Consider the following 16,316-nt stretch of genomic DNA (forward strand, 5'->3'; position numbering starts at 1 on the left):
TTCATTTTCTGCACTCAGACTGGCTGCTGGACCATGTTTGACTTGCTTGCCACTTCATCTTTGCTCAGATTGCTGACCTCCTTGCCTGTGACAGACAGGCTGTACGTGCCTGACTGTGCCAGCAGAGGCTATTGCAGCCTTTCTGTCTGCATTATTGCCAGTCCAGATTTCAGATAGTACACAGCCAAATGGTTGAATTGATATCGTCTGCATTTGAATGGTTGCCCAGGTAATGCCACTTGTTGTTCACAAACAGGGACAAGGTCGGGACAAAGACAGGCTCTTGATGAATGGTCCTGTAGAGTGTTCAGAGGTTGGGCTTCTTTTGCAGCCGGTCTAAAGGTCCATCGGGTGGGCAAATGATGGCTGAGTGTACAGTCTAATGAGCTGGCGCATTCTCAGATGCCGGCACAGTCTCGGGCTCCGTGGCCTGACCAGATAGCATCTGCCATGGGCGCACCTGGTGCTTGCGTCGGCGCAGGCTCAGGCTCTGTCGTTGGCTCAGGCGACGGCTCAGGCTCATGGTAATGTCCATTTGAGCGCTCCTGGGAGGGCTGATGTACGGGCCTGAGAATGCTCCTGGCTTTGTCAGCGGAAGTATTGTGTTGTCCTCATAGGGCCTGGGATGGTGATTGTCTGGCAGGCGCAGGTAATGGCAGCTGCATCTGCCGGGGCGGGGCGAGATAAAGTCCATGTTTTCTTCAGGTTAATTTATGCGCTGCCCGGCCTGTATTTGCGCGGGATTTGCTGGCATTTGTGGTGCACGTAAATCACCGCCCTGTCAAAAGTGAAAATAATTCACCTTTTATGTGGGATATACAGTAATATGTCGGAAAATTCCGCACCCAGGACAGCTTATTTTTCGTCACGAAGCTCATTTTTGTGCCGCTGGCGAGCTGTTTAAGGGATGAACAGGCATACAGTTTTGCTCTTTCGCTCAGCGTTTATGCAGCTGATTTATGATCAGGGACAGTACCCGGAGACAGATTCTGTTATGTCAGCGGTTTTTCAGCCTTTTGGTATTCGGGCAGTTTCGCTTTCGTAAGCCTGCATATCGCAGCCAAAATACCAGAGCCCCTGTGGGCCAGCTTAAGCCACTTTCTGGCCGTCACATGCCTTTAGATCACCTCATAATCCTTTTAAGTCCCTGAGAGCTTTGCGGCTCCTGCAGAGAACTTAAAGGCTATTGTCGGCTGTTACAGTCTGACAGGGCATGCAATGCAGGTGCTTTCTGTCTGCCATGAGCCCAATGGATAAATGGTGTCTGCAGGCTGCCCTGCCATGGGGACCTGCAGTCCATGATCCTGGCAATGGCAATTGCAATGGCAATTGCAGTTGCAGTGGCAATGGTAATGGTAATGCCAATTGCAATGGCAATGGCAATGGTCCAGCAGCCAGGCTTGTGTATGGCTATCTCGTATGGGCCTTGTGATATGTAAGGAATTAAGAGGCAAACTGCATGTTCCTGCAGCAGGTGAGTACGGCTGCAGGCAAAGACCTGGCCTGATATAAATCAGCATTTTGTTTTAGTCAGGCTGCCTGAGTGCGCAGCGGCGCAGTCCTTTTGAGGGCTGTACCGGACCAGCGGTGAGGCAGGGGTGCTGTTTTTCAGCTTTTTTGCAATCTGATTTGGGAATTAACTGAGTGACTACTAATGTTCCTAAGTTGCCGGCAGCCGATGCTGCCTCCAAAGATTCCGGCTCTGTAGCAGGAGCCGGCACCGGTACTGTACCTAACAATACTCAGCCGGCTCAGAGCCGCAGCGGCACTGCCGCACACCGCCCGGGCGACCTTCCGGGACAGAAACCATCTCCTGCCGCTCAGAACCGCAGGCCAATTCTTACCATCTCTCATCTGACCAAGCGTTTTGACAGCTTCGTTGCTGTAGATGATGTCGACCTTACAATTTATGAAGGCGAGATCTTTGCTCTGCTGGGCTCCTCAGGATGTGGCAAGTCCACCCTGCTGCGTATGCTGGCAGGCTTTGAGACTCCAACCTCAGGCAGCATCATGCTCGGCGGTCAGGAAATGATTGGCGTGCCACCTTACAAGCGCCCTCTGAACATGATGTTCCAGTCCTACGCCCTCTTCCCTTATATGACCGTAGGCCAGAACATTGCCTTTGGCCTCAAGCAGAGCCGTCTGCCCAAGGATCAGATTCAGGAGCGCGTAGAGCGCATGCTGCGCCTTGTGCACATGGAAGATTACGTTGACCGCAAGCCTTATCAGCTCTCTGGTGGTCAGCGTCAGCGTGTTGCCCTGGCCCGCTCCCTTGCCAAAGAGCCACGTCTGCTGCTGCTTGATGAGCCTATGGGTGCTCTTGACAAGAAGCTGCGTGAGCAGATGCGCCTTGAGCTTGTGGACATCATCAACTCCGTAGGCGTTACCTGTCTGATGGTTACCCACGATCAGGAAGAAGCCATGACCATGGCTGATCGTATTGCAATTATGGATCGTGGTGAATTTATCCAGATTGGCGGCCCACGCGAAATCTACGAGAACCCTAACTGCCGCTTCTGCGCTGAGTTCATTGGTTCTGTAAATATCTTTGAATGCTCCCTGGTTACCTCTTCAGCCACCCAGTCTCTGATTAAGGCCCGTGACTTCAATCACCTGATTGAGCTCAGCCATGATATCGACCTTGCTGACGGCATGCCGCTTATCATCGCCATGCGCCCTGAGAAGATCTACATCTCTCATCAGAAACCTGAGGAAAACACCAACTGGTGTGAGGGCGTAGTAGAGAATATTGCCTACCTTGGCGATATCTCCATTTACTATGTGCGTCTGACCAATGGCCGTATCATCAGCTCCACCCTGCCAAACGTTGACCGTTTCAAGCAGGGTCTGCCAACCTGGGATGATCACGTCTATTTAAGCTGGGACCCTGATTCCTGTATCGCACTGACTATTTAACGTAAAGAGCTGCCCTCCAGCCCGCTGTTCCATCAGCCCGTTGAACGGACCTGGACAGCTGCCATTGGGCTGCCCTCCTGCCGTGCCTGTGCTGCCATCATGGCAGCTGGCCCTGCAGGCTGCATCACGGCCGCTGGCAGGCATACCGCTAAGCATCAGACAGGCATGACAGCCAGGCCTGATCCCCCGACGCCGCTCAGCCTGAGGATTCAGTGGCCGCCATCTGCTTGCTCTTTGGCTGCCATCTGATCTTTGGCTGCCACAGCACACAGCGAAATATGCTGCACCACAAAAGCTTGAGCTTATGAGCTGTCTCAGGTCATGAGCTTTGCTGTTCAGGCCGGTGCGCAAGCCGCACGGCCTGCTGGCCAGCCAACAGGCTCTGTCAGTTGCAGATCTGGCCCGCACAGGCCTGTGCAGCTGTGAGTGTAAGCTTGCGTGCACTGTATGTCCTGCACAGTGAGGTGGCTGAAAAGCGTAGCGGCGCAGGGCCATGGCATGTACCTGCACTCTGGCAGTGAGGCTTGCAGGGCAGTAAGGTCAGCCCCAGAGACTGACTGTACTGGGCAGTATTCTCTTTACCGTATTTACTTTCCTGTTTATCCGTAACGCCCCGGTAATAATGGCCGCCCTTAGGAGCTTGCTGCAGCTGTCATATACCGGCTGTCGCCCCTGCCTCAGGCAAGGCCCCGCAGGCGCGGGCAGCTGCTGTGACGTCAGGCTCATGTTCACGGGCCTGGGGCTTGGGACCTGGGACCTGGGGGCTGTGACCTTGAGCTGCGGCTGGGACCGTGAGCTGCGGCGGCAGTTGCCCTGGGCCATGGATGGCATGGCAGGTTGCCTGTCAGCAGCATGGCCGCAGCGACGGTAAGAGCAGGAAAGGTCAGTGCCGGCATCAGCGGCTCACTTGTAGAATTCAGGAACATTGCCATGTCCACCGGCTTTGCCAATATGTCCTTTATAAAACGTGCCTTTGCACAGAAGCGTGTTGTCAGCGAGGTTCAGATGTCCAATCATCACCATACCTGGCGCGATTATGCCCTTATCTTCGTGCCTTACATGTGGATGATTCTCTTTTTCCTGCTGCCATTTCTGATCATCTTCAAGATCAGTCTGTCAGTTTCGGCAATTGCGATTCCTCCTTACTCTCCTCTGGTGACTTTTGAAGATGGTGCCATGCAGATTATTCTGCATCTGGAAAACTACACCTGGATCTTCACCGATGAGGAAGGCACCTATATTCGCTCCTACCTCAAGTCTCTGCAGGTAGCAGCCTTTTCAACCTTTTTCTGCCTGCTCATCGGCTACCCTATAGCCTGGGCTCTGGCTACGGCCCGTCCTGCCGTACGCAACGTGCTGTTCATGCTGGTTATCATGCCAAGCTGGACCTCATTTGTAGTGCGTATTTATGCCTGGATGACCATTTTGAAAAGGGATGGCCTGATCAACGATATTCTCATGGCTCTGGGAATCATCGACTCACCAATCCAGATTCTGCAGACCGATGCCGCCGTATACATAGGCATTGTCTACTGTTATCTGCCATACATGGTGCTTCCGCTGTTCTCGGCCCTGATGAAGGTTGATTACTCACTTATTGAAGCTGCCTACGATCTGGGCTGCCGTCCGGTAAAGACTTTCTTTACCACTCTGGTACCTCAGACCCGCTCTGGAATCATGGCCGGCTCCATGCTGGTCTTCATCCCGGCTATCGGTGAATACGTAATCCCTGAGCTGCTCGGTGGCAAGGGCTCCATCCTCATTGGACGTATTCTCTGGCAGGAGTTCTTCAATAACCGTGACTGGCCTTTAGCCTCAGCTGTAGCCATAGTCATGCTGATTATCCTGGTAATACCAATACTGCTCTTCTACAAGATTGAGCGCAAGGAACAGGAGAAGCTCAATGCACGCAAATAGCAGCAAGAATGCTCTGATGCGCAATGTCATTATTCTTTGCGCACTGATTTTCCTGTACCTGCCAATTGTGACCCTCATTATTTACTCCTTTAATGAGTCACGCATGGTTACGGTATGGACTGAGGCCTCCCTGAAGTGGTACCGCGCCCTCTTTAACAACGCTGATATCTTCCGCGCTGTGGGTGTATCTCTGACCGTGGCTTTCATGACAGCCTGCGCCTCTGTAGTTATCGGTACCCTGGCCGCCTTCGTTCTGGTACGTGTAGGCCGCTTCAGAGGTGAATCACTGTTTGTGCTGCTGATTACCGCACCAATGATTCTCCCAGAGGTTATTACCGGTCTGGCCCTGCTGCTGATCTTTGTAACCCTCAGTTCAGAGATCTCCATCTTTGCCGACCGTGGCATTATGGCTATCTGGATTGCCCACGTAACCTTCTGCTCCTCCTACGCTACCGTAGTAATCCGCTCCCGTTTCCGTGAGCTGGATATTTCCATTGAGGAAGCAGCCATGGATCTGGGTGCAGGTCCGGTCAAGGTCTTCTTTGCTGTGATCCTGCCAGCCCTGATGCCATCAGAGGTTGCCGCTTTCCTGCTGGCCTTTACCATGTCCATGGACGATCTGGTTGTGGCCTCCTTTATCGCAGGTCCGGACTCAACCACTCTGCCAATGCTCATTTTCTCCTCAGTACGCCGTGGTCTGTCACCTGAAATCAATGCTCTGGCCACCATCATTGTTTTCATCGTGTCTGTCTTTACCTTCTTTGCCTGGCTTTCCATGGTCAAGAAGCAAAAGCGTATGCGTGCTGACGCCGCCAAGGCCGCCCAGGCTGCCGCCATTGAAGAGAAGCTGCATTACAGCGCTCCTCACGGTGAGGATGCTCTGGGTATCAAGCGCCGCCTTGATGATGCCACTCTGGCTGTACTCAAGGAGCAGGCAGCTGCCCTTGCCCGTGGTGAGGACACCTCTGCTGCTACCTCAGCGCGCCTGCGCGAGATGGGCTATCATGCCGATCAGGCTGCTCAGGCCGCCGCCCAGGCTGCCGCTCAGGCAGCTGCCGCACAGGCCGCTGCTGCTCAGGCAGTGGCTCAGGCTGCTGTGGCTGCCGGTGACACCTCTCAGGCTGAAAGCACAGACAGCGACTCTGACAGCGCTGAAGCTAACCGTCCCACAGTAAGTGAAGAGCAGATCGAGGCCAATTACGAGGCTATTGAGGCTGCCAAGGAAGCTGCCCGTGAGGCCGCTCTCAAGGCTGCCCGAGCCGCTCAGGCTGCAGCTCAGGAAGAGGCTCTGGCTCAGGCCCGTGCCGCTGCCCGTGCCGAAACAGCCCGCACCGCTCAGTCAGGTCAGACAGCAGACAATGATGATCGTGCTGCCGCTGACCGTGGTTCATCTGCCCGCGATGCCACTGCCGCTCAGCGTGTTGCCTCATCTACCCTTGCTCAGGCCGGTATGGCCAAGGTGGTAGAGTCTGAGGACACCATGAATCCTCATGGTCTTGAGAACAGTGAGCTTGATGGCAAGGCCGTAACCCGCGCCACCACCATGAGCTCTCTTGCTGATGCACGTGCCCGCAAGGCTGCACTCAAGTCAGCCCGTGACGGCGCCCCTTCAGCCGAGACTGTCAGCGACAGCAGCGCAGGAAGCACAGCCTCAAGCTCAGCAGCTCCAGGCAGCGCCACTCAGGGCGGCATTATCGGCTCTATCGGTGCCCGTGCCGCTCAGGGTGCCAAGGCAGCCAAGGCCGCTATGGGTGGACGCACCACTACTGCTACTGCACCGGGCAGCTCCATAGGCACTACCTCGAGCTCCCTTGCTCAGGCCCGTGCCCGCAAGGAAGCCCGCGCACTGTCGGGCCGTACCGGCGAGGGCGTCAGCGCTGCCGAAGCTACCCGAAACAGCGAGGACAAGGCCGCCGCCCGCGACACCTCCACAGTCAAGGTGGTAGACAACACTCAGGACCAATAATCCCAGAGTCGCCTGACAGCCATGCCACCGCTCCCGGCACCACAGTCCGTCAACGGCAACGGGATACGGGCAGCCTCCGGAGCGGCACACACAGGCTGAGCACGCCAGCTCAGCCGGTGGCCTGGTGTCAGGCAAGCCTTAACAACAGGGCCCGCAGCATGAACAAAACATGCTGCGGGCCCTTTTATTTTGCACCGGCCAAAACCAGCCCTTTGTGCCCACCACCTGCACCTGACTTCGGCCTGCAGCCCGCCCAGCTGCCTGGGCCTGCCGTCCGCCAGCCGGCCCTGCGGCGCGTTCTCCTGGCCAACTGACCGTCAAGCTGCCAGTTATCCCAGCCAGGTGACCGCCTGGCATCCGGACCGCCCGTCCGGCTTTGCGTCCGCCCCTGCATGCGGCCCCTGATACTTGCCGCTTGCCGGGCGTTACGTTCATGCGGCTCTGTGCGCACTCGCGCAAAGCGGGAACTCATGCCAGGCGCAGCCTGCAGCATAACTGTATGAATGCCTGAAGTATGGTGCACACTAAAGGGACAAGTGCTGATTTCTTCTCTGCTGCCCTGCTGCCCTGCAACTGATGGCTGCAGTAGTTTTCCACAGAATATATTCATGAGCCCAGTATTCATCCCATTTATCTGTGCTGCCATGGCCCTGTCCCTGGCAGGGCCATAGCCTTTACACCGCATGGAGCCTGGATATGGTGCTGCCATTTGATGCACAGGACCATGGCAGTGAGAGCACTGCCAGGACAGGCATGAGACTTACGTGGCATGCGGGTCTTTGTCAGTGCTCCGGGTATTGGGGAATTCAGGACTGCTCAAATGGTGCAGACAGGGGCAAACAGGGTGCAGACAGTGCGCAGGGAGCCCGCAGATATCGGCTTTTTGCAAGAGCTGCGTCGGGCCTGACAGGGGACTGAATTTTTGTCATAATATTTTTCCACATCTCTTAATTATGTTCAGGAACTGCCGTTAGGAATGTATGGAGCCAGTTTGTATGCAGATCTTTTCAGGAGAAGTTTTATTTCATGGGCTTTTTCTGAGATCCAGGCCTCCGTGCACAGCTGACAGTACGCTGTGCTGATGCATCTATAGCCAGAGAGTAATCGGGCCCGCGTGGCCCTGTCTGGAACAGCCGGTAAATCTTTACCGGTCGTAGTTCTTATTCAGTTCCCCGTGAGTGCGGTGCTCTCATAAGGTGCTGGAAGCCAGCACAGGGGACTGCCAATGCAGTCATTTTTTTTGTCGAGGTGTTTATGGCAGGCATAGGAATCGTAAACAGTACCCAGAACAATATTAATGTTTCTCAGAGCAGGATTGAGGCTCAGCAAATCACCGGTAACTCAAAGAGTACCCGTGTTGCCGGTCAGAGCCAGGATGATCTGGTAGAGCTTGCAACTTCCCAGACCCAGCAGACCGAAGGTGATGAGCAGTACTCCCATCAGCGTTATGTAGCCCTCCAGGGTTATATCAACTATGGCAAGGACGAAGGTGAGCAGCAGCCAGCCACTATTGGTGGCGGAAAGGGTGCTGCTTCCGAGGCTGCTGATGAAGCTTTTGAGAAGATGTTCAAGTCTGCTCAGCCTGCTTCTGCTGACCAGACTGGCGGCGAAGATAAGACCTCCGCACAGGCCATTACCGGCAGCGGTAAGGGCGCAGCCGTTGAGTCCGATGCTGAAGTACGCAAGCAAATGACTCTTCCTGGCAATACTTCAACCGGCGCTGACAAGGTAGGCGGTGGTGAAAAGACCAGTTCCCAGGCCTTAACTGGCAGTGGCAAGGGCGCTGCTGCTGAGGCTGAAGAAGAAAAATCCAAGGCTGTTGATGAGAAAGGCCGTCCTGTAGACAACAGCAAGAGCTCCACCCAGCAGCAAAAGGGTGCCAATGGCAAGGAGCTGACTGAAGAAGAGCTTCAGGAAATCCAGGACATGCAGGCCCGTCATGAAGAGGTCCAGGTACACGAGCAGGCTCACAAGAGCGCCGGTGGCCAGTATGCAGGTGCTCCTTCCTACAGCTACGAGACCGGCCCTGATGGCAAGCGCTACATCACTGACGGTGAGGTAAGCATCGATATTGGTGAAGAGGACAATCCTCAGGCCACTATCGAAAAGATGCAGATCGTAAAGCGTGCTGCCATGGCCCCTGCTGAGCCATCTGCTCAGGATCGCAAGGTTTACCAGGAGGCCACTCAGAAGGAGGCTCGTGCCCGTCAGGAGCTGGCTCAGGAGAACAAGGAAAAGAGCGAAGAGCGTCTTGAGTCTGCCAAGTCAGCCATGCGTGGTGAAAATACTACTGCAGCTGACAAGACCAAGGAGGCCAAGGAGGCCCGCAATGGCGAGAAGATCGAGCCTGCCGAGGTTAAGCCTCCAAAGAGCAGCGATATCTCCCGCTCCCTGGAAAGCGTTATTGTTGGCTAACAGCCACAGCACCTGCATGCCGCCCTGCGGCCTGCAGGCTGCCTGACCGGCCTTAGGGCCGGTCACACAAAAGCCCTCTCAGATGACTCTGAGAGGGCTTTTTCAGCTCTGTACCCTGCCTGCGCTGCGCCATACCAGGCTAAGCCGCCCTGCAGCCGCCAGCACCCCAGGACGGCCGTACGTCCAGCCTGGCGTCCGTCTCTCCAGCCATACTGTCATCACTGGCTGCTCGGTCATCCTGCCCGGCAAGGCTGACTGCCAAGTCTGGCTGCCCGGCCGTTTCGGCCCAGTTCTGCCTTATCAGCCGACATGCCTGTCCAGGCTGACGGCCCGGAGGGCATGACTGCCTGTCATAGAGCCAGATCAGCGCTCATGTAAGTCTCCCTGCTCAAGATAAAGCCTTAAATCATCTATGCTGGGATGTTGATATCCCCCTCTATCCGGATATGTCAGAGGGAGGGGCAAAACTTTTGTAATTTAGTACCAGTACTCATTGGGTCAAAGCTTTTGAAATCTGACACCAGTGTTAACCTGCATACGAGAATGCGGCGAACCCCAGGCACCACATATCTGACAGGGCGCATGTCAAAAGTTAGTCCAGGGTAACTATATGGACAGCAAAAAGGCCATAGAACGGCTATTCTATGGCCTTTTTGCGGTTTGATATGGTTACTCTGGCCTGTAAAAACAGCTGACCAGAGGAGGTCAGCTTCAAGCACAGCAGGCAGAGCCTTGAGGCTCTGCCTGCTGCAGTAAATGTTGCAGACCTGTTTGCTCAGTGTAACGTCTGAATGACAGCCTGGTTGCCCCTTTAAGATGTCGCTGCTGTCAATAAGCCCTAAGTGAGCTCAGAACTGTGGCCGGCAGACCGCATTTGTACTGCCAGTCACTGTTGTACTGCTGGTCGTATTACCTGACAGTAAGTCACTGGGCTGGTTTGCAGCAGTGGCTGCAGCTGGGGCTGCAGCTTGCTTTGTCTATTTTTTGGTGGTCTCAGCAAAGAGGAATACGCACAGAGGGTTGATGAGGGTGCCGCCAATGCCAGGGCGAGAGGCCAGTAAGATGCTGGAGTGGAACAGCGGCAGAATACCTACGTCCTCCATCAAAATGGCGTCAGCGCGGCTGTAGAGCCTGGAGCGTTCCGGGCCGTCCGGTACCCAGGTGGCATTTTGGACAATCTTTTCAAACTCCTTGTTATGCCACAGACCATTGTTGGCTACCGGCTGCTTTGAGGCCAGATTCTTAATGAACTGGTCAGGATCGCCATTGCCCATCCAGCCCACAAAGGCCAGATCCCAGCTTTCGGTGAGCAGACGGCTCTTAAAACCGGCCCAGTCATAGACATCAATAGTAAGCTCTACTCCGGCCTTTTTGAGGTAGGCCTGCACGGCTTCAGCCAGGACCTGACCACCAAGAGGATTGGTGGCACGTGCTGAGGAGCTGGTAATAGCACGCAGTCTGGTTATTCCTTTTTCTTTGAGAGCCTTTGCTGCTGCCTCAGGGTTGAATTCAGGAGCCTTGACTGCAGGGTCATAACCGGCAAGACCAGGTGGAATATAGGAGTGGGCCGGGCTGGCATAGTCCTGGTAGAGAGTATTAATCATCTCAGGAACATTGATGGCCTGAGCAATGGCAAGACGTACCGTTTTATCAGCAGTTACAAAGCCGTCACGGTTGTTGAAGGCAATGTAACTGGTATTTATGCCCTCGCCTTTGTAGATTTGAGAGCCGCTCTTCTTGATCTGCTCGATAACATGAGCGTCAATGCCGTTGATGATGTCGACCTCACCATTATTGAGGGCTACCACACGGGCTGAAGGATCTTTGATGATTTTATAGATTACGTTTCTGACATGAGGTTTGGCGCCCCAGTAGTTTTCATTGGCTGTCAGAATCAGCTGCTGACCGCGATCCCAGGCAACGAATTTGTATGGACCTGTACCAACAGGATGCTCAGATACATTGTTGCCGTATTTCTCAAGAGCTGCAGGAGAAATTATTGGAGCTGAAATGCACAGGGCCATGTTGCGCAGGAACGGGGTCGAGCGGCGGTTGAGCACAATCTCCAGAGTATAGTCATCTACAGCGGTGATGGATTTGACATCGCCGAACATTACCGGAGCATAAGGCATGTTGGCTGTTCTCCTGCCGGGCATCTGACGGTCGAAGTTGTACTTTACAGCCCTGGCATTAAAGTCTGTACCATCATGGAATTTGACGCCTTTTCGCAGCTTAAAGGTATAAGTAAGGCCGTCATCGCTGATGGTCCAGCTCTGAGCAAGGCCAGGCTCAAGATCTATGCTGTCGTTTTTGTATTTGAGAAGGGTTTCGTAGATATTGGAGTTGACGTTGCTGGAGTCATTGTCATCTACCAGAGCCGGATCCAGACCTATTGGTTCTGAGGCTACACCGTAGAAGAGATTGTCCTGGGCCTTACGGGACAGACCTGATGCCAAGGCTGCCGGGTTGAGGAGAGTTACGGAAAGCACGGCGGCACTGAGGGCGGCCAGTACATGGCGGGTATTAAATAAATTCATTTTTCCATCCTTATGAGTAAAGCCCTGACTGGAACACTGCCTGTAACTGGAGCAGCTCTGCCCGGGAGATATGCTGCGGAGCAGACCGGGCGTAAGTCCAGGCGGCATGTGCATCCTTGCTGTGCCGCAGTCTTGCTGCACCGTAGTCTTGCTGCGGTGCATCCTTGCTGCGGAGCAATCTGCTGCATGAGATTCCTGTCTGCAGGAAATCCAGGCTACGGGACAGGCACAGTGGCAGCCAGAGGTGATTTTCTGATGGTGCCGGCAGCGCCGGGCGCTGTCGACACCATCAGATTATGAAAGGCGGGAGCTGCTATTTCTTTCTTACTTCAAAGAAGCGGAATACAGCCTTAGGATGGATGATGTGACCCTCAACATTAGGGCGGTGAGCAGCCATGGTCATGGCATGGGAAATAGGGAAAGCGCCGACATCTTCAGCCACAATGCCATCTGCCTTCTGATAAAGAGCAATGCGCTCCGGGCCGTCAGGCAGTCTTACTGCCTTTTGGATGATGTCGATAAACTCAGGATTCTGCCACATGCCCTGGTTCATTAGCGGGTCTTTGGAGGCCAGAATGTTAATGAAGTTGTCAGGATCACCATTGTCACCGGTCCAGCCAATCAGGGAAAGATCCCATGAGTCGGTGACCACACGGTTCTTGTAGCTGGTCCAGTCGTAAGCATGGATATTGACCTTGACGCCCACCTTGCTCAGATAGTCCTGAATGGCTTCAGCCAGCACCTGGCCACCGGCCGGATTATAGGTACGTACATCTGAGTAGGTAAGCAGAGTCAGTTCCTTTACGCCTTTGGCAGCCAGAGTCTTACGGGCCTCATCAGGATTATAGGTAACAGTCCTGGTGTCAGGAGAGTAGCCCGGTACAATTGGTGGGAAGAAGGAATGGGCCGGAGTGGAATACTGCCTGTAGAGTGTTTTGACCAGTTCAGGGACATTAATGGCCTGGGCAATGGCCCTGCGTACCTCACGGTCAGCAGTAACAAAGCCCGGACGGGAGTTGAAGCTGATGTAATTGGTATTGTTGCCCTCAACAGTGAAGACTTTGGAGCCGCCTTTTTCAATACGATCTACCACATTGGCATCAATACCGGTAATGATGTCCACCTCTCCGTTGTTGAGAGCAACCACGCGGGCTGAGGTGTCTTTAATCACCTTGTAGATAACATTTTGAACCGGAGGTTTAGGACCCCAGTAGTCCTTAAAGGTGGTTACCACTACCTGCTGCCCCTTATCCCATGCAACCAGCTGGTAAGGGCCGGTTCCTGACGGGTGCTCCATGACATTATTGCCGTGCTTCTCAAGGGCTGCCGGGGAAATGACGGGAGCAGCAAATGCCATGGCCAGGTTGCGAATGAAAGGAGTGGATGGAGCTTTGAGGGTGATTTCAATAGTGTGGTCATCGATGACACGGGATGATTTGACATCGGAGTAGACCAGGTCGGCATAGCCCATCCCAGGCAGGCGCTTGCCCGGCATCTGGCGGTCGATATTATATTTGACTGCCTGGGCATTAAAGTCAGTTCCATCATGGAATTTGACGCCTTCCTGCAGTTTCAGGGTGTAGGTCAGACCGTCATCGCTTATGGTCCAGCTTTTGGCCAGGGCCGGTTCAACATCAGCACTGTCAGGCTTAAATTTAAGCAGGCTCTCATAAATATTGACCAGAATGTTGGCCGACTCATTATCATTGGTCAGATGCGGATCAAATCCTACAGGCTCTGATGAGGACGCGTATACAAGATTGTCTATGGGCTTGCGCGACAGTGTGCTGCGGTCAATTCCTTCGGCATAGGCAGAGTTACTGAAAAGGGCGGCAGAGAGAGCTATGGACATTAAGGATTTAGTAAATAAGCTTTTCATTGTGATACCTTTGATTATACGTTTTGCTATTGCTGTTTCTTGAGAATCACGCAAGCCCCTGCAGACTTATCTGCACAGATCTCATAACCCCGGGTATCACCGGCCTTAAAAGCAGGCTCAGTGCCCGCGCTGCGCTTTACAGTAAATCTGTACTGCGCGGCACTGCGTTGTACAGTATGTTCAGCTTTGCAGCTGCGGCGCTCAATGGCGACAGGGCCCGGGTATGAGAATAAGGATCGAATTATCAGGAGAGCTGCTGTACAGATACGATGTTCAAGGTTATCGCCGCCTGCCGGAGCTCATGCGTGACTGCAGGTCCATTGTCAGTCAGAAAGGAAATTCCGTTCAACAAGGGAACACGCTCCCGGCGGGCTGTTGCAGCGGCATTAATGATAATTTTGGGCACTATCTATTGACCAGTGAATGCCCGCGATAAATATGCTATTTTCACCTTAAACAAGGTGTTGAAATGACATAACCTGCATATAAATCATTTGCAGCTCCATGCAGGACACACACTGCCGTTCTGAAGCCTGGAAATCCTGATTTTCTGGTACTTTTAAGCGACATGGACTGCACTCTTCAGCGAAAATGTACAAGACGTGAATTTTTAATCAAAAAAAGCCGATCACCATACATTGATTTCCCTGTTTTGTTGCAGCATGCTTGAAATGGATCACAGATTTCTCACATTTTTTGTGCGCAATCCGACTTCAGCTGCACCTTATGTCCCCCTCCTCCATCCGGCCCCCAAAAAACAGCTAAACGTCATCAAAAAGTGAGCAAAACAGCTCAAAAATGGCTAAAACTGCCCATAACAGCCCCAAATCAGGCAAAAGTACCCAGAACAGCACCAAATCAGGCAAAAGTGCCCTGGCCTGACATTAGGGAGACTTTTCTGGAATTACCCCAATGCTCAGGGTGGGCTACTGCCATGGCCAGCTGTTTATCGTGCTTCTTTGAGCCCTGATTCTCTCCCGGTGGCTCATCATGCTGGCGCATATCACGACTGCATTCTTTTTGTACAAGCGGCTGAGTAGTACTTAATTGCCTCATCTCCAATCTCTTTGGCTACGAGACTAATGATGGAACCCTCAAAGAAATAAGGCATGTGGACTAATGATAGAGCCCTCAAAGAAATAAGGCATGTGGACAAATGACCTGTCCCAGGCACAGACAAAGTTTTTGTAGAGTATAATCAGCTTACTGATTTGGACCGTTTCTCTCTCTTAACGGCGGGGAAAACTGCTCTGACTGTCTAAAGTCATGGCATTATTTGAATAAATTCTGCTGCACAGGCAGCGGCCACCGGGAATTTTTTGTCCCCAGCCCGGTCTTAACAGTTCAGACACCATTAGCTGACGGTATGCTCATGGCCATAACGGGCCAGGAACAATCTGATAACAGCCAGTCAGTCAGTATGGCAGATGCATATCGCGCCCGGATTTTCACAAAAGAGGTGCCAACCATCAAATGTACCTCGCAATGGAGTATTTATCATGATTAGTACTTACTCTTACATGTTTACCGCCTTTTACAACTGGCTGCGTGACAACAATGTCAATCCCCGTATGATCGTGGACGCCACCCGTCCTGGTGTAACCGTACCGCAGCGCTATGTTGTTAACGGCGTGATTGTAATCTCCATTGCCCCTAACCGAATTACCGATCTGGAAATCTGGCAGAATCGCATCTCCTTTAACAGCACTTTTGACGGCAGAAAAGAATTTGTGGTTATCCCTTACAATGCCATGTCAGAAGTGGTCATTACCGATGCCGGCATGTCCATTCCAATGTACATGTGGCTCAACACCATTGAGCTTGCCTGTCATGAAGACGAGCTGGTGCCTCCATCAGAGGACGACGAGCCAGAGGCCGAAGTGGCAAAGCCATCACGCTCATCAGCCTCACGTGAGTCAGAGCCACGCCGCCCTGTCACTTTCATCATTCCTGAGGAAGATGATGCCGACAACCTTCGCCCAACCAATGGACCAAAGCGTCCATTCACCCGTGACAGCTGCACAAACCAGAAGCCTCAGCTGACCTTCCTCGAATAACACCAGCGCAGACCAGCCCCTGTCTGCGCACTGGCCCGAGCCAGTGCCAGAGCACAGGCCCTGGCCAATGCTCGCGCCATAGTCCCGCGCCAGCCGCGTGCCACCGCGCACACTGCACGCGCGCCCTCAGCCCCGCCACCTCAAAAGTGACGGGGCTGTGTCGCTTTATGCCCGGGCACAATCCCATATGTTTAACAGAGCAGCTCACATTAAACTCAGGATCGCTTTAAATTTCACTTCCAGACCGGCAACCACTGAATTTCAAAGTCAAAATCAAACCAAAAAATCCAGGCCGCCACACAAATTCAGTAAATTGCATCATTCGCTCAGCTCGCCGAGTTCACTATTTTCAGAAAGGCCTGATAATTCTCTGATTTTGCAAAATCAGGTAAATGCTGCAATTTCAGCAATTTCTGCTTTTTCTGCACATTTTCTGAATTTGCCTGTTTTCCCTGAGCTGCGCGCCCAGCATTTCAGATCAGGCGTGACTTCACTCAATTCCCCTCACAGCTCATCAGGACCTGTCCGCACCTGACCATTGCCAATTGAGACAGACAGCAATTTATGCCAGCAGCAAAGACAAAAAGACAAGCGCCATCAGATGCTGATCCATGGTCATAAATGCTGTC

The 16,316-nt window shown here is 53.3% G+C and carries 8 protein-coding genes; 6 read left to right on the forward strand and 2 right to left on the reverse strand.

Features of this window, described 5'->3' with window-relative positions; all coding sequences use genetic code 11:
* Nucleotides 1-1,644 precede the first annotated feature (1,644 nt).
* From potA to MXE41_RS01855, 4 genes are all read left to right on the forward strand, one after another.
* Nucleotides 1,645-2,916, forward strand: coding sequence for a polyamine ABC transporter ATP-binding protein (gene potA, locus MXE41_RS01840; protein WP_246977773.1), 1,272 nt, complete (start codon nt 1,645-1,647; stop codon nt 2,914-2,916).
* Nucleotides 2,917-3,921: 1,005 nt separating this feature from the next.
* Nucleotides 3,922-4,833, forward strand: coding sequence for an ABC transporter permease subunit (locus MXE41_RS01845; RefSeq protein WP_246977789.1), 912 nt, complete (start codon nt 3,922-3,924; stop codon nt 4,831-4,833).
* Nucleotides 4,820-6,799: an ABC transporter permease subunit gene (locus MXE41_RS13190; RefSeq protein WP_348647407.1), complete on the forward strand. Its 1,980-nt coding sequence runs from the start codon at nt 4,820-4,822 to the stop codon at nt 6,797-6,799. The genes MXE41_RS01845 and MXE41_RS13190 overlap by 14 nt, the downstream gene beginning before the upstream one ends.
* Nucleotides 6,800-8,053: 1,254 nt before the next feature.
* Nucleotides 8,054-9,214, forward strand: coding sequence for a putative metalloprotease CJM1_0395 family protein (locus MXE41_RS01855; RefSeq protein WP_247099157.1), 1,161 nt, complete (start codon nt 8,054-8,056; stop codon nt 9,212-9,214).
* Between the two features lie 977 nt (nt 9,215-10,191).
* Here the strand turns inward: MXE41_RS01855 and MXE41_RS01860 are convergent.
* A complete protein-coding gene (locus MXE41_RS01860) occupies nt 10,192-11,751 on the reverse strand; it encodes an ABC transporter substrate-binding protein (RefSeq protein WP_247099158.1) in 1,560 nt (519 codons plus the stop codon).
* Between the two features lie 313 nt (nt 11,752-12,064).
* Complete coding sequence (locus MXE41_RS01865; RefSeq protein ID WP_247099159.1) at nt 12,065-13,630, reverse strand: ABC transporter substrate-binding protein; 1,566 nt, start codon at nt 13,628-13,630, stop codon at nt 12,065-12,067.
* A gap of 1,499 nt (nt 13,631-15,129) precedes the next feature.
* On the opposite strand from MXE41_RS01865, the gene MXE41_RS01870 reads away from it, so the two are divergent.
* Nucleotides 15,130-15,687 (forward strand): ClpXP protease specificity-enhancing factor SspB, encoded by a 558-nt coding sequence (locus tag MXE41_RS01870; protein WP_246977768.1) that lies wholly within the window; start codon nt 15,130-15,132, stop codon nt 15,685-15,687.
* A gap of 157 nt (nt 15,688-15,844) precedes the next feature.
* Nucleotides 15,845-16,222, forward strand: coding sequence for a hypothetical protein (locus MXE41_RS01875; protein ID WP_247099160.1), 378 nt, complete (start codon nt 15,845-15,847; stop codon nt 16,220-16,222).
* The last annotated feature ends 94 nt before the right edge of the window (nt 16,223-16,316 follow it).

The sequence above is a fragment of the Anaerobiospirillum sp. NML120449 genome, from assembly GCF_023051105.1.
GTDB lineage: Bacteria > Pseudomonadota > Gammaproteobacteria > Enterobacterales > Succinivibrionaceae > Anaerobiospirillum.